At 73.8% G+C, this 24,278-nt stretch carries 22 protein-coding genes; 15 read left to right on the forward strand and 7 right to left on the reverse strand.

Going from position 1 to position 24,278, the window contains the following annotated elements:
• Nucleotides 1-4 precede the first annotated feature (4 nt).
• From H505_RS0119265 to H505_RS0119280, 4 genes are all read right to left on the reverse strand, one after another.
• Nucleotides 5-499: an SRPBCC family protein gene (locus tag H505_RS0119265; RefSeq protein ID WP_034518651.1), complete on the reverse strand. Its 495-nt coding sequence runs from the start codon at nt 497-499 to the stop codon at nt 5-7.
• 39 nt (nt 500-538) lie between these two features.
• Nucleotides 539-1,009 (reverse strand): NUDIX domain-containing protein, encoded by a 471-nt coding sequence (locus tag H505_RS0119270; RefSeq protein WP_026403283.1) that lies wholly within the window; start codon nt 1,007-1,009, stop codon nt 539-541.
• 1 nt (nt 1,010) lies between these two features.
• Nucleotides 1,011-1,883, reverse strand: coding sequence for an HAD family hydrolase (locus H505_RS0119275; RefSeq protein ID WP_026403284.1), 873 nt, complete (start codon nt 1,881-1,883; stop codon nt 1,011-1,013).
• A 293-nt stretch (nt 1,884-2,176) separates the two neighbouring features.
• Nucleotides 2,177-2,827, reverse strand: coding sequence for a sigma-70 family RNA polymerase sigma factor (locus H505_RS0119280; protein WP_026403285.1), 651 nt, complete (start codon nt 2,825-2,827; stop codon nt 2,177-2,179).
• A 187-nt stretch (nt 2,828-3,014) separates the two neighbouring features.
• Here H505_RS0119280 and H505_RS0119285 point away from each other — a divergent pair, with 187 nt between their 5' ends.
• From H505_RS0119285 to H505_RS0119320, 8 genes are all read left to right on the forward strand, one after another.
• Nucleotides 3,015-4,373, forward strand: a complete 1,359-nt coding sequence (locus tag H505_RS0119285; protein ID WP_026403286.1) for a putative quinol monooxygenase — start codon at nt 3,015-3,017, stop codon at nt 4,371-4,373.
• A gap of 2 nt (nt 4,374-4,375) precedes the next feature.
• Entirely contained in the window at nt 4,376-4,657 is a 282-nt protein-coding gene (locus tag H505_RS0119290) for a glutaredoxin family protein (protein ID WP_026403287.1), read from the forward strand.
• A 340-nt stretch (nt 4,658-4,997) separates the two neighbouring features.
• Nucleotides 4,998-5,732: a redox-sensing transcriptional repressor Rex gene (locus tag H505_RS42990; RefSeq protein WP_034518656.1), complete on the forward strand. Its 735-nt coding sequence runs from the start codon at nt 4,998-5,000 to the stop codon at nt 5,730-5,732.
• A gap of 142 nt (nt 5,733-5,874) precedes the next feature.
• Nucleotides 5,875-7,437, forward strand: coding sequence for a glutamyl-tRNA reductase (locus H505_RS42995; RefSeq protein ID WP_084550513.1), 1,563 nt, complete (start codon nt 5,875-5,877; stop codon nt 7,435-7,437).
• 85 nt (nt 7,438-7,522) lie between these two features.
• Entirely contained in the window at nt 7,523-8,392 is an 870-nt protein-coding gene (hemC, locus tag H505_RS0119305; RefSeq protein WP_051300888.1) for a hydroxymethylbilane synthase, read from the forward strand.
• 95 nt (nt 8,393-8,487) lie between these two features.
• A complete protein-coding gene (locus H505_RS0119310; RefSeq protein ID WP_267898590.1) occupies nt 8,488-10,017 on the forward strand; it encodes a bifunctional uroporphyrinogen-III C-methyltransferase/uroporphyrinogen-III synthase in 1,530 nt (509 codons plus the stop codon).
• Nucleotides 10,018-10,044: 27 nt separating this feature from the next.
• Nucleotides 10,045-11,031, forward strand: a complete 987-nt coding sequence (gene hemB, locus H505_RS0119315) for a porphobilinogen synthase (RefSeq protein ID WP_026403290.1) — start codon at nt 10,045-10,047, stop codon at nt 11,029-11,031.
• Between the two features lie 136 nt (nt 11,032-11,167).
• A complete protein-coding gene (locus tag H505_RS0119320) occupies nt 11,168-11,755 on the forward strand; it encodes a bifunctional DNA primase/polymerase (protein WP_169528847.1) in 588 nt (195 codons plus the stop codon).
• A gap of 30 nt (nt 11,756-11,785) precedes the next feature.
• Here the strand turns inward: H505_RS0119320 and H505_RS0119325 are convergent, their stop codons facing one another.
• Entirely contained in the window at nt 11,786-12,454 is a 669-nt protein-coding gene (locus H505_RS0119325) for a TetR/AcrR family transcriptional regulator (protein WP_051300889.1), read from the reverse strand.
• A 167-nt stretch (nt 12,455-12,621) separates the two neighbouring features.
• Here H505_RS0119325 and H505_RS0119330 point away from each other — a divergent pair, with 167 nt between their 5' ends.
• The gene (locus H505_RS0119330) at nt 12,622-13,884 is read left to right on the forward strand and encodes an oxygenase MpaB family protein (RefSeq protein WP_026403293.1); all 1,263 of its coding nucleotides are present in this window, start codon (nt 12,622-12,624) and stop codon (nt 13,882-13,884) included.
• A 67-nt stretch (nt 13,885-13,951) separates the two neighbouring features.
• On the opposite strand, the gene H505_RS47830 is transcribed toward H505_RS0119330, so the two are convergent.
• Complete coding sequence (locus tag H505_RS47830) at nt 13,952-15,643, reverse strand: serine/threonine-protein kinase (RefSeq protein WP_084550516.1); 1,692 nt, start codon at nt 15,641-15,643, stop codon at nt 13,952-13,954.
• A gap of 135 nt (nt 15,644-15,778) precedes the next feature.
• Between H505_RS47830 and hemL the strand changes: the two genes are divergently transcribed.
• Nucleotides 15,779-17,077, forward strand: a complete 1,299-nt coding sequence (gene hemL / locus H505_RS0119340) for a glutamate-1-semialdehyde 2,1-aminomutase (protein WP_026403294.1) — start codon at nt 15,779-15,781, stop codon at nt 17,075-17,077.
• On the opposite strand, the gene H505_RS0119345 is transcribed toward hemL, so the two are convergent.
• Complete coding sequence (locus tag H505_RS0119345; protein ID WP_034518769.1) at nt 17,074-17,916, reverse strand: dihydrodipicolinate synthase family protein; 843 nt, start codon at nt 17,914-17,916, stop codon at nt 17,074-17,076. The two genes, hemL and H505_RS0119345, sit on opposite strands and share 4 nt — an antisense overlap.
• 152 nt (nt 17,917-18,068) lie before the next feature.
• Here H505_RS0119345 and H505_RS0119350 point away from each other — a divergent pair, with 152 nt between their 5' ends.
• The 5 genes from H505_RS0119350 (at nt 18,069) to H505_RS52440 (ending at nt 24,275) form a co-directional block, all read left to right on the forward strand.
• Entirely contained in the window at nt 18,069-18,965 is an 897-nt protein-coding gene (locus tag H505_RS0119350) for a LysR family transcriptional regulator (protein WP_026403296.1), read from the forward strand.
• Nucleotides 18,966-19,350: 385 nt separating this feature from the next.
• Nucleotides 19,351-20,361: a DUF418 domain-containing protein gene (locus H505_RS0119355; protein ID WP_026403297.1), complete on the forward strand. Its 1,011-nt coding sequence runs from the start codon at nt 19,351-19,353 to the stop codon at nt 20,359-20,361.
• A complete protein-coding gene (locus H505_RS47835; protein WP_084550519.1) occupies nt 20,358-21,587 on the forward strand; it encodes a sensor histidine kinase in 1,230 nt (409 codons plus the stop codon). Before H505_RS0119355 ends, H505_RS47835 begins: the two co-directional genes overlap by 4 nt.
• Nucleotides 21,584-22,255 (forward strand): response regulator, encoded by a 672-nt coding sequence (locus H505_RS0119365; protein WP_026403298.1) that lies wholly within the window; start codon nt 21,584-21,586, stop codon nt 22,253-22,255. The genes H505_RS47835 and H505_RS0119365 overlap by 4 nt, the downstream gene beginning before the upstream one ends.
• A 67-nt stretch (nt 22,256-22,322) precedes the next feature.
• The gene (locus H505_RS52440; RefSeq protein ID WP_051300892.1) at nt 22,323-24,275 is read left to right on the forward strand and encodes a serine/threonine-protein kinase; all 1,953 of its coding nucleotides are present in this window, start codon (nt 22,323-22,325) and stop codon (nt 24,273-24,275) included.
• Nucleotides 24,276-24,278: the final 3 nt, after the last annotated feature.

A 24,278-nucleotide genomic window follows, 5' to 3' on the forward strand; every position in this document is an offset into this window, starting at 1 on the left:
CGGGCTACCCGGACGTGAGGGCGGCGAGGTCGAGCGGCGGCTGCTCGACCGTCCGGGCGAGGATCCCGAGGGTGGCGCGCAGGCCGGCCTCCGGGATGACGGGGAAGATCCCCTTGCCGCGGTACTCCTCGTCGATCCGGCTCCAGTCGTAGTAGGACGTGACGAGGCTGCCCTCCTCGGCGGGCTCGACGCGGTAGCCGTACAGGTGCCGGATCGGCGGCTTGATGAGCCCCTCGATCGTCCACTGGATGTGGGCGTCCCGCTCGAACTCGGTGATCACGACCGTGACGTCGTACTTGCCGAACGGGTAGTCGTTGAGGGACTCGCGGTCCATGTGGACGACGAACCTGTCCCCGGCCTTCGCGACCCGCTCGCCCTCGGCGGACTGGAGCATGCCGGAGCTGTCGATCGCGACGTGCCCGCGCGGGTCGGTGAGCACCGCGAACACGGTCGCGGGCGGCGCGGCGATCGTCCGCCGGACCTCGAAGCGTTCTTCCATGGCCGCAATCTTTAACACACCGGGCATGCCGCCGGAAGATCAGGATGTCGGGAGGTAGACCGTCCCGCCCTGTTCGCGCGCCCGCCGCGCCGCGGGGACGCGGGGCGCGAGCGCGCGGGCGAGCCGCGCCTCGGCCTCCTCCCACGTGAAGAAGCCGAACGCGTCCAGCTCGTCCTCGCCCAGGCGGATCCCGGACGGGTCGGCGACGGTGCCGCCGTCGAACGCGAAGTGGAGCATCGGGCGCTCCCGGTCGGCGTCGGGCGGGACGACGTCGACGACGAGCAGCCGCCGCGCCCGGATCCGCAGCCCGAGCTCCTCGGCGACCTCCCGGGCCGCCGTCTGGTGCGGCGCCTCGCCGGGGTCCATGCTGCCGCCCGGGATCTGCCAGTACGGCCGGTAGTTCGGCTTCACGAGCAGGACCCGGTCGCGCTCGTCCGTCAGCAGCGCGCCCGCGGAGACGTGCGCCGTGGGGAGCGCGGCGTACCACTCGCGGGGGGCCAGGTACGGCATCTCACGACCGGTAGTGCTTGCGCAGCGCCATGCCCGCCGCGACGCCTCCCGCGAGGGCGCCCGCCCCCGCCGCGGCGGGCAGCGCGACCATCGTCACCTTGCGCCCCGTCCGGAAGTCGTGGACGGGCCAGTCGTTCGCCCTCGCGTGGTCGCGGAGCCCGCCGTCCGGGTTCACCGCGTGCGGGTGCCCGACGGCGGTCAGCATCGGCAGGTCGTTGATCGAGTCGCTGTAGGCCGAGCACCGGGCCAGGTCGAGCCCCTCCCGCTCCGCCAGCGCCCGGACCGCCTCGGCCTTCGCGGGCCCGTGCAGCAGGTTCCCGACCAGCCGTCCGGTGTAGACGCCGTCGCGGGTCTCGGCGACGGTGCCGAGCGCGCCGGTGAGGCCGAGCCGGTGCGCGATCGTCCGGGCGACCTCGACGGGCGTCGCGGTGACGAGCCACACCTGCTGCCCGGCGTCCAGGTGCTGGAGGGCGAGGGTGCGGGTGCCGTGCCAGATGCGGTCGGCCATCGCCTCGTCGTAGATCTCCTCGGTGAGCCGCACGATGCCCGAGACACGCTGCCCGGCGACGAACGACAGCGCGGCCTCCTTGGCGCTGCCGATGTGCTCGTGGTTCTCGGTGCCGCGCAACCGGAACGCCGCCTGGCCCCAGGCGAACATCAGCAGGTCGCGGGTCGTGAACAGCTTGCGGCGGGCCAGGCCGCGCGCGAAGTAGTAGATCGACGCGCCCTGCATCATGGTGTTGTCGACGTCGAAGAACGCCGCCGCGGCCGGGTCGGGCTCGGGGAGCGGTTCGAGTTCGACGGCCGCCTCGGCGGCCACCTTCCCCGCGCGCACCGGGTCCTGGTTCTTGCCGCGCTGCCAGAATCGCCGCATGGGCGGAAGCCTAGTCAACGGCTCCGCCGCCGCCGTCGTCACGGGCGCGATTGCGACCGTCCTCACTCCGCGCCGCCGCCGACACCAGCCGCTCCCGCAGCCCCGCCCGGAAGGCCGGGTCGGGGACCGGTGCGCGCGCCCGCAGGTCGGCCAGGGGATTACCTTTGACGATCTTGGCTCGCCCGCTTCGCAATGACGCTCCCTTCCTGCCCGGACAACGAGCGTGGCCCGCCCCCGGTTACGGTCGCGCCCCGCCGCGGGACGTCCGCGCGGCCGGGCGTGTCGCGGACGGCTCAGCGCAGGTCGTCGGGGAGCATGCGGGCCAGCGAGCGGACGGCGCGGTACTGCAGCGCCTTGATCGCGCCCGTCTTCTTGCCCATGATCAGCGCGGTCTCGGCCACCGACAGGCCGTGCAGGAACCGCAGCACCACGCACTCCTGCTGCTCGGACCCGAGCCGGCGGACGGCGGCGAGCAGCGTCCGGTTGGTCATCGAGTCCAGGACGGCCCGTTCCGGCCCCTCCTGCGGGCGGTCCGGCTCCAGCAGCTCGGCCGTGCAGATCTCCAGGCGGTACCGGCCGGACTTGAAGTGGTCGGCGACCAGGTTCCGCGCGATGGTGACGAGCCAGGCGCCGAAGTCCTTGCCCTGCCAGTGGAAGTCGCGGATGCGGCGGAGCGCGCGCAGGAACGTCTCGCTCGTCAGGTCCTCGGTCAGCGCATGGCTGCCCACCCGGTAGTACACGTACCGGTAGACGAGCTCCACGTAGTGGTCGTACAGGGACCCGAACGCCTCCGCGTCGCCGTCCCGGGCGCGCAGCACGAGCGCCTTCAGCATCTCCGCGCGGTCGTCCGCGAGCTCGTCCGCCCGGTCGCCGGTCCGGACGGACGGAACGCTGGAACGCCGAGGAAGCGGGATGACCCCGGCATCGAGGGTCAAGCTGCTCATGCAGTTCTCCTCGGGGCGTACGCGACCTCCGGCGGGATTTGTCACTCTAGATACCGAAAGGTGCGCCAGGCAATGCCCGAGACCCCGCCACCCCAGCGACGCGATGCGGTCTCCGTCGGCCGCGGGTGGGGGTCGGGGTGTGGTGGGTTACCTGTCTGGGGCCGGCATCGGGCACCATAAGGCCACGATGGTCAGTGCTCTTCTCGCGCTTCTCGCGGCCTGCGGCGCCTTAGTCGCCACGTGGCTGCTGGTCTCGCGCGCATACAAGGACCGGCTGCTCTACCTGATCGCCTGGTCGTTCACCCAGGTCGGGCTGTCGCTCGCCCTGCTGTCGATGGCCGTGGGCTTCCTGGCGGGGTTCAACGGCCTGTTCTTCCGCGTCGTGGAGATCGGTGCGGCGCTGCTCGCCCCGCTGTGGCTGATGCTCGGGATGATCGAGCTGATCGCCCGGTTCGTCCAGGTGCGGTTCGGGGCGTGGCTGTTCACCATCTCGTACACGGTCGTCGCCCTCGTCATCCTGCTGCTCGACCCGCTCAAGGGCGACCTCGGGAAGTCGCTGCCGAAGCCCGGCGACACCTACGACGCGCTGCCGCTGCTGCTGGTCGACGGGGCGCACGTCGTGTCGACGTTGGGGCTGGTGGCGTGCACCGCGTTCACCGCGTGGATGGCGAGCAAGCGGGACCGGGAGGCGGGCGAGCTGCTGATCCCGGTGGCGCTGGTGGCGCTCGCCGGGGTGCTGGCGCTCTTCGGCAGCCGCGGGTTCCTGCCCGGGCCGCTGGCGGCGATCGCGCTCGGCGGCGCGGCCGGGCTGGTCTGGTACGGCTCGATGCGCACGATCCCCGTCTACGACGACGAGGACGACTTCTACGACGACGACTTCGACGGGGAGTACGTGGACGAGCCCGCGACCGGCTACGAGGAGCCCGCGTACGAGGGTCGGCGGCGGGCCGCCGCCGAGCCCGTTCCGGCGCCGACGCCGCCCGCCGACAACCGCCCGGGCGGCCGCCGCGGCGAGCTGCGGTTCCCCGAGCAGCCGTCGGAGGAGCTGCGGTTCCCGGAGCCGTCCGGGGCGCAGCCGCTTCCGGAGGGCCCGGCGGGGGCGACCGCCGTCGACGGGCTGGACGACTCGACGCTGGCCGCCGCCGCGGCGCTCGCCGCGAACCCGGGCGCGCCCGCGCCGGCCGTCGCGGGCCGTCCCGCCGGCGACCTGTCGGCCGCATGCGGCCAGATCACCGTCTACACGCTGCTGGACGGGCGCGAGAGCGCGTTCGACCGGCTCGCCGCGGAGCTGGTGAAGGCGGCGCGCGCCGCCGAGCCCGACACCGTGGTGTGCGCCGTGCACGAGGTGGTCGGCAGTTCCACGCAGCGGATCCTGTACCAGCTGTTCCGCGACGAGGCCGCGTTCGACGCGCACCGGCGCCAGCCGCACCTGAAGCGGTTCCTGGCGGAGTCGCGGACGCACGTGCTGGCGACGAACGTGATCGAGTTGAAGCTCGGCGCGCACAAGGTGCCGCCGCTGCCCGCGCCCGAACGGCCCCGGAGGTGACGATGGACGGTGCGTCCGGCCGTCCGGGCGGCGACGTCGTCGTGACGCTGCTCGGCAAGCCCGGCTGCCACCTCTGCGACGACGCCCGCGCGGTCATCGAGCGGGTCGCGGCCGACATGGGGGTGCGGGTGGAGGAACGCGACATCACCGCGTCGGAAGAGGACACGCGGCAGTACTGGGAGCAGATTCCGGTCACGCTGATCAACGGCGTTCAGCACGACTTCTGGCGCGTCGACGAGAACCGCCTGCGCACCGCGATCACGGAAGTCCGCGAACGGGGCTGATCCCGTTCGCCCGCGCGGCCCTTCCGGGGCCGCCGATCGCCCTGGGCGGCGGGCGTCCGGGAATGTCGTCGGTCACACCCCCTCGCCATGTAAGTGGTTACTGACGTACCCTGAAAGCTCGGAAATGCCGCAGATAGCAGGCTTTTGGAGCGAGTGCCGGTAAAACGGTCACGGCCGTGAACCGGGGGGTGACTTTGTGCGCGTATTCACAAAGGCTTAACCTGGTTGACAGCCCTGGGGCGGCCGGTCCCGATGCGCGCATCGGGCCGGGAGGCCCGGCCGCGCGCCGGGGTCAGGGGGTCCCGCCCCGTCCCCAGCGTCGAGCCCCGAAGAGCAGGCCGTGACATCTCGACAGAACCGCGACCGCGCCGAGCGCGGCATCCCCGAAGCGACCGTGGCGCGCCTGCCCGTCTACCTGCGCGCGCTCACCGGACTGCAGGAGCGCGGCGTGGCGACCGTGTCGTCCGAGGAACTCGCCGCCGCCGCCGGGGTGAACTCGGCGAAACTGCGCAAGGACCTGTCGCACCTCGGCTCCTACGGGACGCGCGGCGTCGGGTACGAGGTCGAGTACCTGGTCTACCAGATCTCCCGTGAGCTAGGACTCACCCAGGACTGGGTGGTCGCCATCATCGGTGTCGGTAACCTGGGCCGGGCACTGGCCGGCTACGGCGGATTCGCGTCCCGCGGCTTCCGGGTGGCGGGCCTGCTCGACGCGGACGAGTCCATCGTCGGCCAGGAGATCTACGGCAAGACCGTGGAGCACATCGACCGGCTGGAGGACGTCATCGCGGACCACGGCGTCTCCATCGCCGTGATCGCGACCCCCGCGGCCGCCGCCCAGGGCGTGTGCGACCGCGTCGTGGCCGCGGGCGTGACGAGCGTCCTGAACTTCGCGCCGGTCGTGCTGACCGTCCCCGACGAGGTCGACGTGCGCAAGGTCGACCTGTCCATAGAACTGCAGATTCTCGCGTTCCACGAGCAGCGCAAGGCGGGCGGGCCGGACGGCCTCGGCCCGCTCGACGCCGACGAGACGCCCCCCGGCACGACGCAGTACGTCGAGGCGGTGGACGCTTGAACGGTGTGACCGAGGTAACAGGACGAGCAGACGGGCGCCGGTTGTTGAACGTTGCGCGGGACGTTCGGCGCGGCGGGCCGTCAGGGGGGCGCGGCTCCGTCGGGAGCGGTGCGGAGCGAGTAGGGCGAACAGCGGAGTTCACATGAGTGTGTTGGTGGTGGGGCTGAGTCACCGGAGCGCCCCCGTGGCGCTGCTCGAACGGGCGGCGGTGACCGGAGACGACCTGGCCAAGCTGCTGCACGCGGTGCACGAGTCCGCGAACGTCGCGGAGGCGGCGATCGTGTCGACCTGCAACCGGGTCGAGGTGTACGCGGTCGTGGACAAGTTCCACGGCGGCGTCTCCGCGATCTCCGAGCTGATGGCGCTGCACTCCGGCGTCCCCCTGGAGGACCTGTCCCGGCACCTGTACGTCCACTACGAGGAGCGGGCCGTCCAGCACGCGTTCGCGGTGGCGTGCGGGCTGGAGTCCATGGTCGTCGGCGAGGGGCAGATCCTCGGGCAGCTGCGGCAGGCGTTCCGGCTCGCGCAGGACGAGGGGACGCTCGGCCGCGACCTCCACGACGTCCTGCAGCAGGCGCTGCGCGTCGGCAAGCGCGCCCACCACGAGACCGGCATCGACCAGGCGGGCGCGTCGCTGGTCAGCGTCGGCCTCGACGTCGCCGTCCGGCACCTCGGCCCGCTGGACGGGGTCCGCGCGCTCGTCGTCGGCGCCGGGTCGATGAGCTCGCTGGCCGCCGCGACGCTGAGCCGCGCCGGGGCCCGCGAGGTCGTGATCGCCAACCGGACGCGCGCGAACGCCGTCCGGCTCGCCGCGTCGCTCGACGTGCCCGCGCGCGCCGTCGACCTCACCGACCTCGACGCCGCGCTCGCGGACGCCGACCTGATCGTGTCCTGCACCGGCGCGACCGGCCTGGTCCTGACCGCCGGGCGGCTCGCCGCGGCCGGCGCGGGCGCCGACGGCCGCGCCCGCTTCCTGCTCGACCTCGCCCTCCCGCACGACATCGACCGGGCCGTCCGCGACCTGCCGGGCGTCGCGCTCGCCGGGCTGGACGACCTGAGCACCGCCGAGGAGGCCGCGCACGCCGTCGGGCACCGCGCCGTCGAGGCCGTCCGCCGGATCGTGCACGACGAGGTCGCCGCGTACCTGTCGGCCGCCCGCGCCGCCGCCGTCGCGCCGACCGTCGTCGCGCTGCGCGCCAAGGCCGCGGGCGTCGTCGACGCCGAGCTGGCCCGGCTCACCGGACGCCTCCCCGACCTGGACGACCGCGACCGCAAGGAGATCGCGCAGACCGTGCGGCGCGTCGTCGACAAGCTGCTGCACGCGCCGACCGTCCGGGTCAAGGAGCTCGCGGCCGCCCCCGGCGGCGACTCCTACGCCGACGCGCTCCGCGAGCTGTTCGACCTGGACCCGAAGGCGCCCGAGGCCGTCGCCCGCGCCGACATCGGGGAGGGCGGCGCCGGGGACGGCGAAGCGCGCCCCGGTCCGGCCGCGGGGAGCGCCGCTCCCCCCTGGAGCGGGTCCGCGCGTACGGTGGAGGAGACGGGGGCCGCGGCGGCGGCGCCCGCACCGGCGGCGACGGCGGCGGACTGCGCCGAGGCCGACTGCGTCAGCACCACCACCGTGGAGGACGTCGCCGCGCGTGCGGCGAGCGTCCGCGCGGTGAGCGCGCGCGACGCGGCGCCCCGGAACGGAGACGAATCGTGAGCGGAGTGAGGCATTGACTACGGCAGGCACCGGGACGGAATCGGGCGCGGGGCGTCCGCTGCGGCTCGGCACCCGCAAGAGCTTGATGGCCATGACGCAGTCCCAGGGCGTCGCCGACGCATTGACGCAGCGTACGGGGCATGCCGTGGAGCTCGTCGGGGTAACCACGCATGGTGATGTCTCCAAGGCGCTGCTCGCCCAGATCGGGGGCACGGGGGTCTTCGTCAACGAACTGCGCGACAAGCTGCTGTCCGGCGAGGTGGACTTCGCGGTGCACTCGCTGAAGGACCTGCCGACGACCGCGACGCCCGGGATCGCGCTGGCCGCGACGCCCGCCCGCGACGACGCCCGCGACGCGCTGTGCGGCCCCGCGAAGCTCGCCGACCTGCCGCACGGCGCCCGCGTCGGCACCGGCTCGCCGCGCCGCGTCGCGCAGCTGCGCGCGCTGCGCCCCGACCTCGAAATCGTCCCGATCCGCGGGAACGCGCCCACCCGGCTCGGCAAGGTCACCGACGGCGAGCTGAACGCGGTCGTCCTCGCGCACGCCGGGCTGCGCCGCATCGGGCGGCTCGACGCGGTCGCCGAGGTGTTCGACCCGGACCAGATGCTGCCCGCCCCCGGGCAGGGGTCGCTGGCCCTGGAGTGCCGCGCCGACCGGACCGACCTCATCGAGCTGCTCGGCGCGCTCGACGACCGGGCGACCCGGGCGGCCGTCACCGCCGAGCGGACGGTGCTGGCCGTCCTGGAGGGCGGGTGCTCGGCGCCCGTGGGAACATACGCTGCCGAAGTTGATGAATCGCTGCATCTGACCGCGACCGTCGCCGCCTACGACGGGAGCCGGCAGATTCGGATGTCCGCAAGCGGCCACCCGGATGCGGCCGAGCAGATCGGACGCGACCTCGCGGACCGGCTGCTCGCCCAGGGGGCCGACCAGTTGATGGGGGAGCGAGATTGAGCCCCGCTAGTCAGATCCCCGCCCGCACGGGCCCCGCGCGGACGGGCGCCGGCGTCCCGGCCTCCCGCCGGACCGCCGACCCGGGCACCGTCGCGATCGTCGGCATGGGCCCGGGCGACCCCGGGCTGCTGACTCTGCGCGCCGCGGCGGAGCTGGAGAACGCCGAGACCGTCATCGTCAGCCGGGAGCACTGCCCCGCCGACGTGCTCGCGCACTGCCGTCCCGACGCCGAGATCGTCGACACCGCCGAGGGCGACCCGGTGAAGCTCGCGTCCCGCGCCGCGAAGGCCGGGCGCCGCGTCGTCCGGCTGTTCCAGGGCGACCCGGGGCTCGGCTGCGGGCTCGCCGCCGAGGGCGCCGCGCTCGCCAAGGCCGGGGTGCCGTTCGAGGTCGTCCCGGGGGTGTCCGCGGTGACGGGCGTCCCGGGCTACGCCGGGATCCCGCTGACCGACCCCGACCACCGCGAGGTCCGCGTCGTCGACGCGTCCCGCGGCGGCGTCGACTGGACGGCCTACGCCGACCCGTCGGCGACGCTGGTGATCCTCGGCGCTGAGGGCGCGGTCGCCGACACCTGCAAGGGCCTGGTCGCCGCCGGCCGCTCCGACCGCACCCCCGCGGCGATGACGAGCCTCGGCACCACCACCGAGCAGGAGACCGTCGTGTCGACCCTGCACAAGCTGGCGTCCGACACCAAGGGCATGGAGCACCCCGCGATGATCATCGTGGGGGACGTGGTGAAGTACCGCGACCGGCTGTCCTGGTTCGAGACGAAGCCGCTGTTCGGCTGGCGGGTCCTGGTGCCGCGCACCAAGGAGCAGGCGGCGTCCCTGTCGGACCAGCTCCGCGGGTACGGGGCCGTCCCCGACGAGGTCCCGACGATCTCCGTCGAGCCGCCCCGCACCCCCCAGCAGATGGACCGCGCCGTCAAGGGCCTCGTCACCGGACGGTACGAGTGGGTCGTGTTCACCTCGACCAACGCGGTCAAGGCGATCCGGGAGAAGTTCACCGACTACGGGCTGGACGCCCGCGCGTTCGCCGGCCTGAAGGTCGCGGCCGTCGGCGAGCAGACCGCCGCCGCGCTCGTCGAGTTCGGCGTCGTGCCGGACCTGACGCCCGAGGGGCAGCAGTCCGGGGAGGGCCTGGCCGAGGTGTGGCCGCCCTACGACGAGGACCTCGACCCCATCAACCGGGTGCTGCTACCGCGCGCCGACATCGCCACCGACACCCTCATCGCCCGGCTCACCGACCTCGGCTGGGAGTGCGAGGACGTCACCGCCTACCGGACGGTCCGGGCCGCGCCGCCGCCCGCGCCGATCCGCGAGGCGATCAAGGGCGGCGGGTTCGACGCCGTGCTGTTCACGTCGTCGTCCACGGTGAAGAACCTCATCGGGATCGCCGGGAAGCCGCACAACGTGACCGTCATCGCGGTGATCGGCCCGCAGACCGCGAAGACCGCCGAGGAGTACGGGCTGCGCGTCGACGTCATGGCGCCCAAGCCGTCCGTTTCCGCCCTCGCGGAGGCGCTCGCCGAGTACGGTGCGAAGCGCCGGGCGACGCAGATCGAGAACGGCGACCCGCTGCGCAAGCCGTCCCAGATGCGCCGGGGCGCCCGCCGCCGCAAGTAGCCTCCACGCGCCCAGGAGAGAAGAGCGATGACCGCACAGTTCCCCGCCGCGCGGCCCCGCCGGCTGCGCCGCACCCCGGCGCTGCGCCGGATGGTGGCCGAGACGCGGCTGAGCCCCGCCGAGCTCGTCCTGCCGATGTTCGTCAAGGAGGGCATCGACGCGCCGCAGCCCGTCGCGTCCATGCCGGGCGTGTACCAGCACACCCGCGACAGCCTGCGCAAGGCGGCGCACGACGCGGTCGAGGCGGGCGTCGGCGGGATCATCCTGTTCGGGATCCCCGCGGTGAAGGACGGCGAGGGCTCGGCCGCCGACGACCCGGCGGGCATCGTGCAGCTCGCGCTGCGCGACCTGGTGTCGGACGTCGGCGACTCGACCGTCGTGATGACGGACCTGTGCCTCGACGAGTACACCGACCACGGGCACTGCGGCGTCCTCACCCAGAGCGGCGAGATCGACAACGACGCGACGCTGCGGCGCTACGCGTCCATCGCAGTGGCGCAGGCGGCGGCCGGGGCGGCCGTCCTCGGCCCGAGCGGCATGATGGACGGCCAGGTCGGCGCGATCCGGGAGGCCCTCGACGGCGCCGGGTACCCGGAGGTCTCGATCATGGGGTACTCGGCGAAGTACTCGTCCGCCTTCTACGGCCCGTTCCGGGACGCGGCCGAGTGCGCGCCGCGGTTCGGCGACCGGTCCACCCACCAGCAGGACCCGGCGAACGCCGACGAGGCCCTCCGCGAGGTGTTCCTCGACCTCGACGAGGGCGCCGACATGGTCATGGTGAAGCCCGCGGGCGCCTACCTGGACGTCATCCGCCGCGTCCGCGACGCCGTCGACGTGCCCGTCGTGGCGTACCAGGTCAGCGGCGAGTACGCGATGATCGAGGCCGCCGCCGAGAAGGGCTGGCTGGACCGGGAGCGGACGATCATGGAGTCGCTGCTGTCGATCCGCCGTGCGGGCGCCGACATCGTGCTCACCTACTGGGCGACCGAGGTGGCGCGCGGCCTCACCGCGTAACGCGTTCGGGCCGATTCCGGGGGTTGGCGTGCCTGGCCCGTGCTCCCCGAGGCATCATCGATACAGGAACTCGCATTGGGGGGCGCTCATGCTGGCGGTGTCGGGGTACAGGCGGAACAGGGCGGCGCGCGAACGGATGCTCACGGCGGCCCTCGGCTACGCCGGCCTCGGCTGGCCCTGCGTACCCGGGGCGCACGCCCCCGTCGGGGGCGACCGCGCCTGCTCCTGCGACCGCGTCGGCTGCCCCGACCCCGCCGCGCATCCCGTGTCCGCCACCTGGGGCCTTCAGGCCAGCGTGGACGCCGAGGTGCTGAAACGCTGGTGGGCCGACCGCCCCCAGGCGGGGATCATCCTGCCGACCGGGCGCGTGTTCGACGTCCTCGACATCCCCGCCGCCGCCGGGCACCGCGCGCTCGCCCGCATCGAGCGCGACGACCTGCCCGTCGGGCCCGTCGCGGCGGTCGGCGCCGAGCGGATGCTGTTCTTCGTCAGCACCCGCGGCGCCCCCGTCGACGAGGACGAATGGTGGTCGTGCCATCTCGACTGCTCCCCGGAGGACGTCGCCGAGACCCCGGGGATGCGCTGGCACTGCCGCGACAGCTACGTCGTCGCGCCGCCGACCGTCCTGCCCTACGGGCGCGAGACCGCGTGGGTGCGGCCGCCCCAGACCTCCCTTCCCGACCCCCTGCGGCTCCTGGAGGTGCTCTCGGACGCCGTGGGCTGAGCCCCCGGGGCCGACCCGGCCCCCCGGCGGTCAGCCCTGGAGCATCGGCACCAGGAAGCGGCGGGCCACCATGGCGAGCTGCTCGTCGTCGTCGAGGTCGATGACCAGGCTCGGGATCGCCAGGAACGACGCGGAGACGCGGACCATCATCTCGGCCACGAGGTCGGTGTCGAGGCCGTCCGGGACGTTGCCGGCGCGCTGCTCGCGGCGGAGCTGCCCGGCGACGAACTGCCGGACGACCGCGAGCGTCTGCCCGCCGTCGCTGACCATGGACGGGACGAGCCAGTCCGGCTCGGCGGTGATCAGCCCGCCGATCAGCGGGTTCCGCTGGATGGCGCGCAGCGAGCTGACGAAGCCCAGCACCACCCGGTCGGCGGCGGTCTCGGCCCGCTGTATGTCGACGAGGAACCGGTCGAAGTAGCGGCGCAGCTCGCGCCGCACCACCTGTTCGACCAGTGCGTCCTTCGTGGCGAACCGCCGGTATACCGTGATCCGCGAGACCCCGGCGCGTTTCGCGACGTCCTCCATGGTGGAGCGCTGGACGCCCATCCGGGAGAACTGCTCGGACGCGGCGTCGAGGACGCGCGCACGGGTCTCGTCGGGATCGTCGACCCGTTCGACGGCGTCGGTGTAGGCGCGTTCGAGCAACGACTCGGGACCTGAGGCCGCCACGACGGCGGAGACCTGCTCAGAGTCCACGTTTCCTCCCAAGAGGGCTGATAGTTCTCTTCTCGCCAGTAATTACACCAAATCGGGTCTTGTTTCGGCTGAAACCGTGTGCTGTTATTGGTCTGCCACCGATGATACACAGATGCAAACCATGTATCAGCGTATCAACGGATGCTCACCCCGAGGAGGACGATGGCATGGACGAACTCAGCAGGCGGAAGATGCTGGCGGCGGGCGGGACGCTGGGCGCGCTGGGCGCGCTGAGCGTCGCCACGCCCGCGCACGCGAGCACACTGTGGACCTGGTCCCCCAAGGGGTCGGTGGCAGGCGCGGGGGCGGGCGCCGACCCCCGGGGCGTGTGGGACGACGTGGTCGACCCGATCGTCGCCGACATCATCGAGAGCGGTCACACGTCGGCCGTCAACCGCGAACTGCGCAAGTGGACCAAGAACGGCCAGACGCTCTCCAGGTCGCTGCCGTCGGAACTGCGCGGCTTCATGGAGCAGGCCAGGCAGCTGCCGTCCTGGGCCGACGAGGGCAAGCTCGACGTCGCGACGAACTTCAACGAGAAGCGCGGGCTCTACCTCGGCGTCACCTACGGCTTCGCCAGCGGGATGATGAGCACGGTCATCCCCCGCGAGGCGCGCGCCGTGTACTACTCCAAGGGCGGTGCGGACATGCGGGACCGCATCACCAAGACCGCCAAGCTCGGCTACGACATCGGCACGTCGAACGCCTACCGGGCCGACGGCGAGATGATCGTCACCTGCGTCAAGACGCGGCTGGCGCACGCGGGCGTCCGCCACCTGCTGCCGCAGTCCCCCCACTGGTCGAAGGTCGCCGACGAGGAGATCCCGATCAGCCAGGCCGACATGATGGTCACCTGGCACAGCCTGCCGACGACCGTCATGCAGAACCTGAAGAAGTGGAAGGTGCCGATCCCGGCGAACGAGTCCGAGGCGTTCCTGCACTCGTGGCAGCTCTGCGCCTACATGCTCGGGATCAAGGAAGAGTACATCCCGAACTCGTGGGCGGAGGCGGACTCGCAGGCCGCGCAGGTCCTGACGCCGATCCTCGCGCCGACGCCCGAGGGCATCAAGCTCGCCGACATGCTCCTCAACCTCGGCACGATCGTCCCGGGCGGCCCCCTCAAGTACATCACCAAGCCCATCCTGGGAGCGCTCACCCGCTACGTGCTCGGCGACGAGATCGCCGGCTGGCTGAAGATCCCGCGGGAGCCGTTCTGGGACGCGGTCTTCGAGACGGCCTGGGAGCCGTTCATCGCCGTCCGCGAGGGCCTGCTGGAGCTCGAGGACGCCCCCGGCGTCCTGCAGCGGGTCTACTGGGCCTTCGACGAGATCCTCCGCCTCGGCGCCCTGCTCGTCCTGTCGGGCGCGGACTTCCCGATCAGCATCCAGATCCCCGACGCCAACAACCCGAACTACCCGGGCGGCTCCTGACCAGGTAGCCGCCCCCCGAACGGCGGGCCCCCGGAATCGCGCCGGATTCCGGGGGCCCGCGGCATGCCTAGCGGGGCGCCTTCACGTCCTTGCCGCCCCAGTCGGCGTACGTCGTCTGCAGCACGGCGTGCTTCGCCTTCGCCTGCCCGGCGCGCAGCCACAGCGCCGCGGGCCGGTTCAGCCGGTCGAGCCGGATCGCGAAGTCGACCGTCGCGGCACCGGTCGTCCGGGTGAGGGACGCGTACAGCGGGCCCACGTTCGGGACCTGCGCGAGCGCCGCCGCGGGCGCCGCACCCTTGTAGACGTCCCCGTCCTTGCGCAGCTCGGTCGCGGTGCGCAGCAGCGACGTCACGGTCGCGACCGAGCTGCCCCGGCGGACCTGCTCGGTCAGCGCGGCGTACGGGTGGTTCCCCGGCAGCGGCCGCCACTTGCGCGACACCTCGCCGTGGAACCGGTCGCCGACCACGATGGTCTTGCCCGCGCTCTTCGTCTCGCCCGTCCCCCGGACCGTCATCGCGTACGACGGCAGGGCGCCCGGCACCACCGCGAACGTCCCCTTGGCCCGGACGGCGCCCTCGCCGTCCCGCGCGAAGTCGAACTTCGCGCCCGGCGCCTGCGCGGTCGCCTGCTCGATCCGCGCGACGAGCGGCGCCGGGTCCACGCCGCCCTCCGGCAGGACCGGCTGCGGGCTCGTGCTCTGCTGCGCCGGGGTGGGCGGCGCGGCGACCGGCGCGGGGTCCTCGCCGCCGGTCAGCATCGGCACCGCCACCGCCGCCCCCGCGATCACCGCGAGGGTCGCGGCGCCCGCCGCGATCCAGCGCGTCCGCGACCCGCGGCCCGGCCGGTCCGCCCCCGCCGCCACGATCGCGTTGCGGCCCGTCCCGCGGGACGACTTCTTCGGCTCGGGGCGCCGCGCCGCCTCCGCCGCCAGCTCGGTGAGCCGGCCGCGGCCCTGCGCCTCCCAGGACGGCCCGTACGCGGAGATCGCCGCCTCTTCGAGGGCGGTGATGAAGTCCGCGACGGACGCCGGCCGCTCCGCCGCGTCCTTCGCGAGCCCCTTCCGCAGCAGGTCGCGGAGCGGCCCCGGGACCTCCTCCACCGGGATCGGCCCTTCCCGGTGCAGCCGCGCCATGTTGCGCCCGGCGAACGGCGGCCGCCCCGTGAGGCACTCGAAGAACACGGCGGTCGCGGCGTACACGTCGGTCGCGACGGTCGCGGGCGCGCCCTCCCACAGCTCGGGCGCCGCGTACGGCGGCGCCGTCTGCGCCTCCGCGCCCGGCGGCGCGAGCGCGAAGTCGCCCACCACCGCGTTGCCCTGCCCGTCCACGAGCACGTCGGACGGACGCACGGCGCCGTGCACGATCTCGCGGTCGTGCGCCGCCGCCAGCCCCAGCAGCATCCCGCCGAGCGTGGACAGCGCCGCGAGCGGCCCCACGGGACCCTGCACCGCCAGGACGCGGCGCAGGCTCACGCCCTCGACGTGCTGCATGACGAGCGCCGCGCCCTCGTCGGCGGTCACGAAGTCATAGACGTCGACGACGTTGGGGTCCTCGACCTGCGTGAGCGTGCGCGCCCGCTCGCCGAACCGCGCCATGAACGACGGGTCGTCGACGAGCCGCCGGTCCAGGTACCTGATCGCGACCCGGGTGCCGGTGGTGTCGTCGACCGCCAGTGCCACCCTGCCGAATGCGCCGCCGCCCAGTTCCCGTTCGTGCGTGAAGCCCGGGACCGTCCAGCCGTCGACCACGTTGAAAGCCACTCCTCGATACGGCTGATCGCCGGTGAAAGGGGAAAGGCGCCGGAACGGGCGCCGATGTCGTCACTTGGTGGAATATAGGCCCGTGCCCGGCGAGGTCAAGGCAAGTCGCCGAACTGCAACTGACAGGATGGAACCGTGACTGGAACCGATCGCTCCCAGCAGTTGTTCGAGCGTGCCGGCGGGGTCGTCCCCGGCGGCGTGAACTCGCCGGTCCGGGCCTTCGGGGCCGTCGGCGGCACGCCCCGCTTCATGGCGTCCGCGCGCGGCCCCTACCTGACCGACGCGGACGGCAACGAGTACGTCGACCTCGTCTGCTCGTGGGGCCCGATGATCCTCGGGCACGCCCACCCCGCGGTCGTCGACGCCGTCCGCGAGGCCGCCGCGCACGGGACGTCCTACGGCGCGCCCACACCCGGCGAGGTGGAGCTCGCCGAGGAGATCACCGCCCGCACCCCGGTGGAGAAGGTGCGGCTGGTGAACTCCGGCACCGAGGCGACCATGTCGGCGATCCGGCTGGCGCGCGGGTTCACGTCCCGCCCGAAGGTCGTGAAGTTCGCGGGCTGCTACCACGGGCACGTCGACTCCCTGCTCGCCGCCGCCGGCTCCGGCGTCGCCACGTTCGGCCTCCCCGACACCCCCGGCGTGACGGGCGCGACGACCGCGGACACGATCGTCCTGCCGTACAACGACGTCGCCGCCGTGGAACTCGCGTTCGACGAGCACGGCCACGACATCGCGTGCGTGATCACCGAGGCCGTGCCCTGCAACATGGGCGTCGTCCCGCCGCTGCCCGACTTCAACGCCCTCCTCAAGCGGCTCTGCGAGCGCCACGGCGCGCTGCTGGTCGTCGACGAGGTGCTCACCGGCTTCCGGGCGTCCCGGTCCGGCTGGTACGGGCTGGAGGGCGTCGCGGGCGACCTCGTGACGTACGGGAAGGTCATGGGCGGCGGGCTGCCCGCCGCCGCGTTCGGCGGCCGCGCCGACATCATGGACCGCCTCGCCCCGGCCGGCCCCGTCTACCAGGCCGGCACCCTCTCCGGGAACCCGCTCGCGACCGCCGCCGGGCTCGCCACCCTCCGCAACGCGACCGACGACGTCTACGCCGCGATCGACGCGAACGCCGCGACCGTCCTGAAGGCCGCGTCCGAGGCCCTCGCGAAGGAAGGCGTCCCGCACCGCCCGCAGAACGCCGGGAACCTCTTCTCGGTCTTCTTCACCGACGAGCCGGTCGGCGACTTCGCCGCCGCCCAGCGCCAGGACTCCGCGGCCTACGCGGCGTTCTTCCACGCGATGCTGGAGCACGGCGTGTACCTGCCGCCGTCCGCGTTCGAGGTCTGGTTCCTGTCCGCCGCGCACGACGACGCGGCGATCTCCCGCGTCCTGGACGCCCTCCCGCACGCCGCCCGCGCCGCCGCCGGCGCCGCCCGCGGCTAGGGGAGCGCCTCCAGGGCCCGTTCGACGTTCTCCGGCCGGGGCGCGCGCAGCGGCGCGCGCACCGCCGGGTCGTCGATGACGCCCAGCTCGGCCAGGCACGCCTTCAGCACGCTCGGCGACGGCTCCGCGAACAGCGCGTCCACCAGCGGCAGCAGCGCCCCGTGCAGCTCCCGCCCCCGCTCGCCGTCCGCCCGCGCCAGCTCCGCGAACGCGCCCGGCGCCAGGCACGCGGACGCCGTCACGCCCCCGGACGCGCCCAGCCGCATCATCGGGTACAGGTAGGCGTCGTCGCCCGCGAGGACGTCCCCGCCCGCGTCCGCCGCGAGCAGCGCGAGCGTGTCGCCGTCGATGCCGCCGGGGCAGTGCTTGACGGCCGCGACGGCGTCCAGCACCCGCAGGAGCGTCTCCGCCGAGAGCCGCTTCCCCGTCCGGTACGGCACGTTGTAGGCGATGACCGGGACGTCCGCGGCCGCCGCGACCGCCGCGAAATGCCCGACGACCCCCTCGTCGGACGGCCGCAGGTAGTACGGGACGACGACGAGCAGCGCGTCCGCGAACACTTCGAGGCTCCGGGCCTCCGCGATCGTCGCCTCGGTGCCCATCGACCCGGCGCCGGCGATGAGCGGCACCCCGTACTCGTCGCACACCGTCCGGCACACCGCCAGCACGGCCGTCCGCTCGTCCGGGGCCAGCAGCGCCGCCTCCCCCGTCGTGCCGAGCGCGACGAGCCCCGCGGCGCCGCCGTCCAGGCACCGCGCGGCGAGCCGCTCCAGCGACCCCTCGTCCACCGCGCCGCCCGCGAACGGCGTCACCAGCGACGGGTACACCCCGCGGAACACGGCGGTCACCCCGTCCCGGTCCGGCGGACGGCGGGGAAGGGCGGGACTATGCTGATCGGCGGGGCGTGGCGCGGACTCATGCGCCGATCATCGGCACCCGACGTCTTAAGCACAAGCTAGAAGTTCTCGACCCTTCGCTTTAGGGTTGCTTCATGCTCGATCTGGAACGGCTGCGCGCCCTGCACTCCGTGGCGACCTACGGCTCGGTCAGCGCCGCCGCCGACGTCCTGCACGTCACCACCTCCGCCGTCTCCCAGCAGCTCGCCAAGCTCGAACGCGAGACCGGCCAGAAACTCCTCGAGCGCAACGGCCGCGGCGTCCGCCTCACCGACGCCGCCGAACTCCTCGTCGCGCACGCCGAACGCATCCTCTCCCTCGTCGAGCAGGCCCAGGCCGACCTCGAAGCCCACCGCGGCTCCGTCGTCGGCCAGCTCACCCTCGCCGCCTTCCCCACCGCCGCCCGCGGCCTCGTCCCCGACGCCCTCCGCCGCCTCCGCGCCGACCACCCCGACCTGCGCGTCCTCCTCCGCGAAGAGGACCCGCTGCAGAGCATGCCGCTCGTCCTGCGCGGCGACCTCGACATGGCCGTCGTACAAGACTGGAACAACGAGCCCCTCCCGCTCCCCGACGGCCTCCAGAAAGCCGCGATCTGCGAGGACGTCGCCGACGTCGCCCTCCCCGCCGGCCACCCCCTCGCCGACCGCGACGCCGTCGACCTCAAGGAACTCGCGGGCGACCCCTGGATCAGCTCCTCGCCCGACAGCATCTGCTGCGACTGGCTCCTGCGCACCCTCCGCGCCGTCGACAGCGAACCCCGCATCGTCCACATGGCCTACGAGTTCGCCACCCAGCTCGCCCTCGTCGGCGCCGGCCTCGGCAACGCGATCCTCCCCCGGATGGGCCGCTGCGACGTCCCGCCCGGCGTCGCGATCGTCCCCCTCTCCGCCCCCCTCTACCGCCGCATCTTCGCCGTCTGGCGCGAGAAAGCCACCCGCCGCCCCGCCATCCGCGCTGTGCTTTCCGCGTTGCCCTTGGCGTCGGGCCGCTAGGCGGCCCTCCTTCGGCGGGCAACGCGGCGATTGCTGCATCGCTCCGACTCGCCCAAGGGGCTCACGTGCTTATTGCAAGACCCTCGGCGTCAGGCCCCAGGGGGCCTTCCTTCAACGGGCCTTGCTGCGATTGCTGCATCGCTCCGACTCGCCCAGGGGCTCGCTGCGCGATCAGGTTCTCGCTTCGCTCGAACCTGCCTTCGGACGCAATCGCAGTGTTTCCCGTCCGCTCTGGCCGGGGCGGGGCTGAGGTGGGCTTGCCCACACCTCTTCGGGGGCGGTCGTCCTGATCTGGGGGATGTCCCCGCATTGGGTCTTGAGGGGGAACGGGGGAGGTCCCTGCGGCCGAAGCGGTGGTCGGACGGGCGGGGCGAGCATGGCTCGCATGACCACGATCAGTGAACCGGAGACCGTCGCCGCGCCGGTCCGGCCGGACCGGCGGATCGCCGCGCTGGACGACCTCCGAGGCTTCGCGCTCTGCGGGATCATCTTCATCAACATCCCGCAGACGCTGGAGATGTTCGACTACGCCGGGCAGCTGCCCGACGTCCTGCGGGTGTTCTTCCTGGGCCGCTTCTACCCGATCTTCTACCTGCTGTTCGGCATCGGGTTCGGGATCTTCCTGCGCTCCGCGCGGCGGCGCTCGCCGCGCCCCCGGACGCTGTTCCTGCGGAGGTTCGCGGCGCTGGGGTTCGCGGGCGCGCTGCTCCACCTGATCCAGCCCGGCGAGGTGCTCCTGCCGTTCGCCGTGACCGGCGTGCTGGTGCTGCTCCCGTTCAGCTACCTGGAGGGGCGGGCCCTGCTCACGGCGGGCGGCGTCCTGACCGTCCTCGGGGTGCTGGTCGGGGTGGGAGGGCTCGGGCTCCTGCCGGGCCTGTTCGTGCTGGGCTTCGCGCTCGCCGACCTGGACGTCCCCGCGAGGCTCACGCGGTCGGCGGGGGCGCTGGTCGCGATCGGGGCCGCCGCGGTCGTGACCGGATCGCTGGCCTGGACGCTGATCGCGATGGAGCTGCACGACATCGTCCAGATCCGGCTCGGGCTGATGTTCTCGCTGTCGATGGCCACCGGCTACGTGGTCCTCTTCCTGCTGGCGCTCCGTACGCCGGCCGTGGCCGCGCTGTCGTGGGTCCTGGGGCCCATGGGGCGCATGGCGCTCACCAACTACATGACCGCGGCGATGCTGTTCGTCCCGATCGGGGCGGCCATGGACCTGCGGGGATCGTCCGACTGGACGACGGCGGCGCTGCTCGGGCTCGGGATCCTGGCCGCACAGGCGCTGTTCAGTAACCTGTGGCTCCGGGGCTTCCGCTACGGACCGCTGGAGTGGGCTTGGCGCTGCGTCACCTACTGGCGGTGGCTGCCGATCCGCGACCGGGAAGAGCACAGCACGGCATGACAGGACGGGAAGGCCGCGAAGTCCCGCTCCGCTCGGCGGTGCGGGGCGACGTCCTCGTCGCGGCCGTGCTGCTGTCCGCCAACCTCGCACGGATCCCCCACGTCCTGTCGCTGCACCCGGCGGAACCGGACTGGACGATCGCGCTCGCCTACCTGCTCGCCTGCGTCGACCTGCTGGCCATCGCGGTGCGCCGGTACCATCCCGCGGCCGCCCTGGCCGCGGCGACGGCGGCGCCCCTGGCGACCGCCGCCCTGCCCGTGCGGCCCGCGCTGATCGGCATCGGGATCCTGTTCTGCGCCTACACCGTCGCCGTCCGGACGTCCTGGCCGCGGGCCGCGACCATCGTCGGCGCCGCCTGCGCGGCCCACCTGGCGGGCGGGCTCGCCGCCGTGGCCGCGGGCGGCTCGGTGGACGGCCTCGTCGCCTTCTGGGGCGGCGCGCCCCGGGACGCCTGGACGATGGCGACGGGGGCCGCCGCGGCGTACCTCGTGCCCGCGATGGCGGGGCTGACCGTCCGGACCCGCCGCGTCCACCGGGCCGAGACCGCGGCCCGCATCGAGCGCGACCGCGAGGAGCAGGCCGCGGCCGCGGTCGCCGAGGAACGCGCCAGGATCGCCCGGGAACTGCACGACATCGCCGCGCACGACCTGTCGGCGATCGTGGTCCAGGCGGGCGCCGCCGACCGGCTGCTGGACCGCGACCCCGAGGCCGTCCGCGCCACCTTGCGGTCCATCCGGGCGCAGGGCCGCGACACGCTGACCGCCCTGCGCACCATGGTGGGCCTGATGCGCGAGCACGATCGGGACGCGGACGTCCGGGCGCCGCAGCCGACGGCGGCCCGGCTGGAGGAGGTCGTCCGGCAGTCCCGGGACACCGGGATGGCGGTCGAGTTCCGCACGACGGGCGCGCCGCGCCGCCTTCCCCTGACCGTCGACCTGGCGGTCTCCCGGCTCGTCCAGGAAGCCCTGGCCAACGCCCGGGAGCACGCCCCGGGCGCGCCCGTCACCGTGGAGACGGCGTTCGGTGACGCTTCGCTGCGCGTCACCGTCCGCAACGCCGAGCCCGACCGGCCGTCCGGCCCGTCCGGTCCCGGGCGCGGCCACGGACTCCTCGGGATGCGCGAGCGCGTGCAGCACGCGGGCGGGGAGCTGCGCACGGGCCCGCGGCCCGACGGCGGCTGGCAGGTCGCCGCGACCTTCCCCCTCGACCAGGCGGGCGAGCGATGACGATCCGCATCCTGATCGCCGACGACCAGGCCGTCGTCCGGGCCGGGTTCCGCACGATCCTGGAGGCCGAGGACGACATCGAGGTCGTCGGGGAGGCGGCGGACGGCGCCGACGCCGTCCGGCTCGCCCGGCGGGACCGGCCCGACCTGGTGCTGATGGACGTGCGGATGCCGGTGCTGGACGGCATCGCCGCGACCGAGCGGCTGGCCGGCCCGGGCGTCGACGACCCGCTCGCCGTCCTCGTCGTCACCACCTTCGACCTGGACGAGTACGTCTTCGAGTCCCTCCGCTTCGGCGCCTGCGGCTTCCTGCTCAAGGACATCGAGCCGGACGAGCTGGTGCAGGCCGTCCGCGTCGTGGTGTCCGGCCAGGGGCTCCTCGCCCCGGCGGTCACCCGGCGGCTGATCGCGGAGTACGCCCGCGCGTCCCGCGCGGCCCGGCCCGCCCCGCCCCCGGTGCCCGACCTCACCGCACGGGAGCGGGACATGCTGCTGCTGATCGCGCGGGGGCTGTCGAACGCGGAGATCGCCGCGACCCTGTTCCTCAGCGTCTCCACGGTGAAGACCCACGTCGCCCGGCTGCTCGCGAAGATCGACTGCCGGGACCGGGTGCAGGCCGTCATCTACGCCTACGAGCACGGAATGGTCGAGCCCGGCGGGGCTCCGTGACCTCACCGCCGCCGCGGCCGAACCGGCGGCGGGTTCCGGTCGTCCCAATCCAGCGAAGATCACGTTGGTGGGAGGCGAGCACGTGTCCGAGTGGACGGTCAGCGGCTACACGGAGGTTCGGGAACTCGGCGCGGGCGCGCAGGGACGGGTCGTCCTGGCGCGGCACGACGCGTCGGGCGCCCCGGCGGCCATCAAGTACCTGCTCGGCGCGGACGAGGCCGACCGTGAACGGCTCCGGCACGAGGCCCGGATGCTCGGCCGGGCGGACAGCCCGCACATCGCCCGCCTCTACAGCCTCGTCGAGGGACCGGACGGCGCCGCGATCATCATGGAGGCGATCGACGGGGTCGCGCTCAAGGAGATCCTCGCCCGCGAGGGCGCGCTCGGCCCCGAGGCGTCCCTCGCCGTCCTCAAGGGCTCCCTCCTCGGCCTCGCCGCCGCGCACTCCCTGGGCGTCGTCCACCGCGACTACAAGCCCGCGAACGTGGTCGTCCCCGCGGACGGCCTGAGCCGCCTCGTCGACTTCGGCATCGCCGCCCCCGCCGGGCAGGAGGCGGGCGGCGCCGGCACGCCGTACTACATGGCGCCCGAGCAGTGGGACCGCCACACGGCCACCCCCGCCACCGACGTGTACGCCGCGACCTGCGTGTTCGTCGAGTGCGTCACCGGCAGCCGTCCGTACACCGGGAACCGCGCCGCGCTCATGCTCGCCCACCGCACGGGCGAGATCCCCCTCGGCGCCGTCCCCGAACCCCTCCGCCCCCTCGTCGCCCGCGGCATGGCGAAGTCCCCCGCGGACCGCCCCGCCGCCGCGTCCGCGTTCGTCGAGGAACTCGAGGCCGTCGCCGTCGCGGCCTACGGCCCCGGCTGGGAGCACACGGGCGTCCGCGCCCTCGCCGCCTCCGCCGCCGCGCTGGCGTCCCTCTTCCCGGTCGCGGCCGCCTTCTTCCCCGGCGCCGCGAGCCAAGCCGTCGCCTACGGCACAGCAGAAGCCACCGCCCAAGCAGGAGGCCAGGCAACAGCCGAAACCCTCGCCCACGCCACCGGCGAAGCCGCAGGCCAGGCAACGGCCGAAACGATCGTCCACGGCACGGGCGAAGCCGCAGGCCAGGCAGCCGGCCAAGGCGCGGGCCAGGCGGCGGCCGGGGGCGCCGGGAAGACCGCCGCAGCCAAGGCGGGGGCGGCCAAGGCGGGGGCCGGCGGGCTGAAGACGATGCTCGGGATCGGCGCGGCGGCGTGCGGGACGGCCGTGGTGATCGGCGGCGGCGCCGTGGTCGCCATGCAGCAGGGGGACGACCCCGGACGGACGGGCCCGGAGGCGGCGGCGAGCCCGTCGCCGTCGCGGACGGTCACGGTCGTGGCGGTGCAGGGCTGCACCCGGATGGCGCCGAACGCCAACGATCCGGACGGGATGGCGCCGATCACCGAGCCTCCGCCCGCGTCGACCGTCGAGCTGCCCGCGGTGGTCGACATGCCGGACGGCGCGGCCGTGTACTACGTCGGCGACGGGCACATCATCGGTCCGGCGGACGTCGAGTGCGACGGCCAGATCGGGGCGTCGAGCGGCCTCCACCGGATCGGTGACCCGCTCGCGGGCGGCGGGGTGTTCGAGTCGTTCAACTGGGCGACCGAAACGGTCGGGGCCATGCACTGCCGGTACTTCCCGGACACCGAACGCGCGGCGGAGCGGCGCGCGGCCGTCCCGCAGTGCGACGCCGACGTGCAGCACCGCCGGGAGCTGACCGGCCTCGGGGCCAGGGCCGCCGTGACGTCCGGGGTCGCGATGGGGACGGACGCGCCGCCGTCGCCCTACGTCGCCGTCTCGCTCGCGGTGCTGCCGGGCGCCGAGGCCCCCTTCAAGGTGATCGACTGCGTCATGCCCTGGGAGCGCCGCGGCATCTGCAACGCGGCCCTCACGTACTGGCTCGTCCGCGAGACGGCCGCCGCCAAGCCCCCCGCCGAAGCCCTGGACCAGGCGTCCACCCAAATCGCCGCCTTCACAGAAACCATCCGCCGCTGACCC

Source organism: Actinomadura rifamycini DSM 43936 (assembly GCF_000425065.1).
Taxonomy (GTDB): domain Bacteria; phylum Actinomycetota; class Actinomycetes; order Streptosporangiales; family Streptosporangiaceae; genus Spirillospora; species Spirillospora rifamycini.

Excerpts from the sequence above, each read along its gene's own strand:
- H505_RS0119270 (WP_026403283.1), bottom strand. The coding sequence starts at position 1,009 with ATGCCGTACCTGGCCCCCCGCGAGTGGTACGCCGCGCTCCCCACGGCG.
- H505_RS0119275 (WP_026403284.1), bottom strand. The coding sequence starts at position 1,883 with ATGCGGCGATTCTGGCAGCGCGGCAAGAACCAGGACCCGGTGCGCGCG.
- hemB (WP_026403290.1), top strand. The coding sequence starts at position 10,045 with ATGACCGCACAGTTCCCCGCCGCGCGGCCCCGCCGGCTGCGCCGCACC.
- H505_RS0119290 (WP_026403287.1), top strand. The coding sequence starts at position 4,376 with ATGGACGGTGCGTCCGGCCGTCCGGGCGGCGACGTCGTCGTGACGCTG.
- H505_RS0119330 (WP_026403293.1), top strand. The coding sequence starts at position 12,622 with ATGGACGAACTCAGCAGGCGGAAGATGCTGGCGGCGGGCGGGACGCTG.
- H505_RS0119280 (WP_026403285.1), bottom strand. The coding sequence starts at position 2,827 with ATGAGCAGCTTGACCCTCGATGCCGGGGTCATCCCGCTTCCTCGGCGT.
- H505_RS0119365 (WP_026403298.1), top strand. The coding sequence starts at position 21,584 with ATGACGATCCGCATCCTGATCGCCGACGACCAGGCCGTCGTCCGGGCC.
- H505_RS42995 (WP_084550513.1), top strand. The coding sequence starts at position 5,875 with ATGAGTGTGTTGGTGGTGGGGCTGAGTCACCGGAGCGCCCCCGTGGCG.
- H505_RS0119320 (WP_169528847.1), top strand. The coding sequence starts at position 11,168 with ATGCTCACGGCGGCCCTCGGCTACGCCGGCCTCGGCTGGCCCTGCGTA.
- H505_RS0119265 (WP_034518651.1), bottom strand. The coding sequence starts at position 499 with ATGGAAGAACGCTTCGAGGTCCGGCGGACGATCGCCGCGCCGCCCGCG.
- hemC (WP_051300888.1), top strand. The coding sequence starts at position 7,523 with ATGGCCATGACGCAGTCCCAGGGCGTCGCCGACGCATTGACGCAGCGT.
- H505_RS47835 (WP_084550519.1), top strand. The coding sequence starts at position 20,358 with ATGACAGGACGGGAAGGCCGCGAAGTCCCGCTCCGCTCGGCGGTGCGG.
- H505_RS0119350 (WP_026403296.1), top strand. The coding sequence starts at position 18,069 with ATGCTCGATCTGGAACGGCTGCGCGCCCTGCACTCCGTGGCGACCTAC.
- H505_RS0119285 (WP_026403286.1), top strand. The coding sequence starts at position 3,015 with ATGGTCAGTGCTCTTCTCGCGCTTCTCGCGGCCTGCGGCGCCTTAGTC.
- H505_RS0119355 (WP_026403297.1), top strand. The coding sequence starts at position 19,351 with ATGACCACGATCAGTGAACCGGAGACCGTCGCCGCGCCGGTCCGGCCG.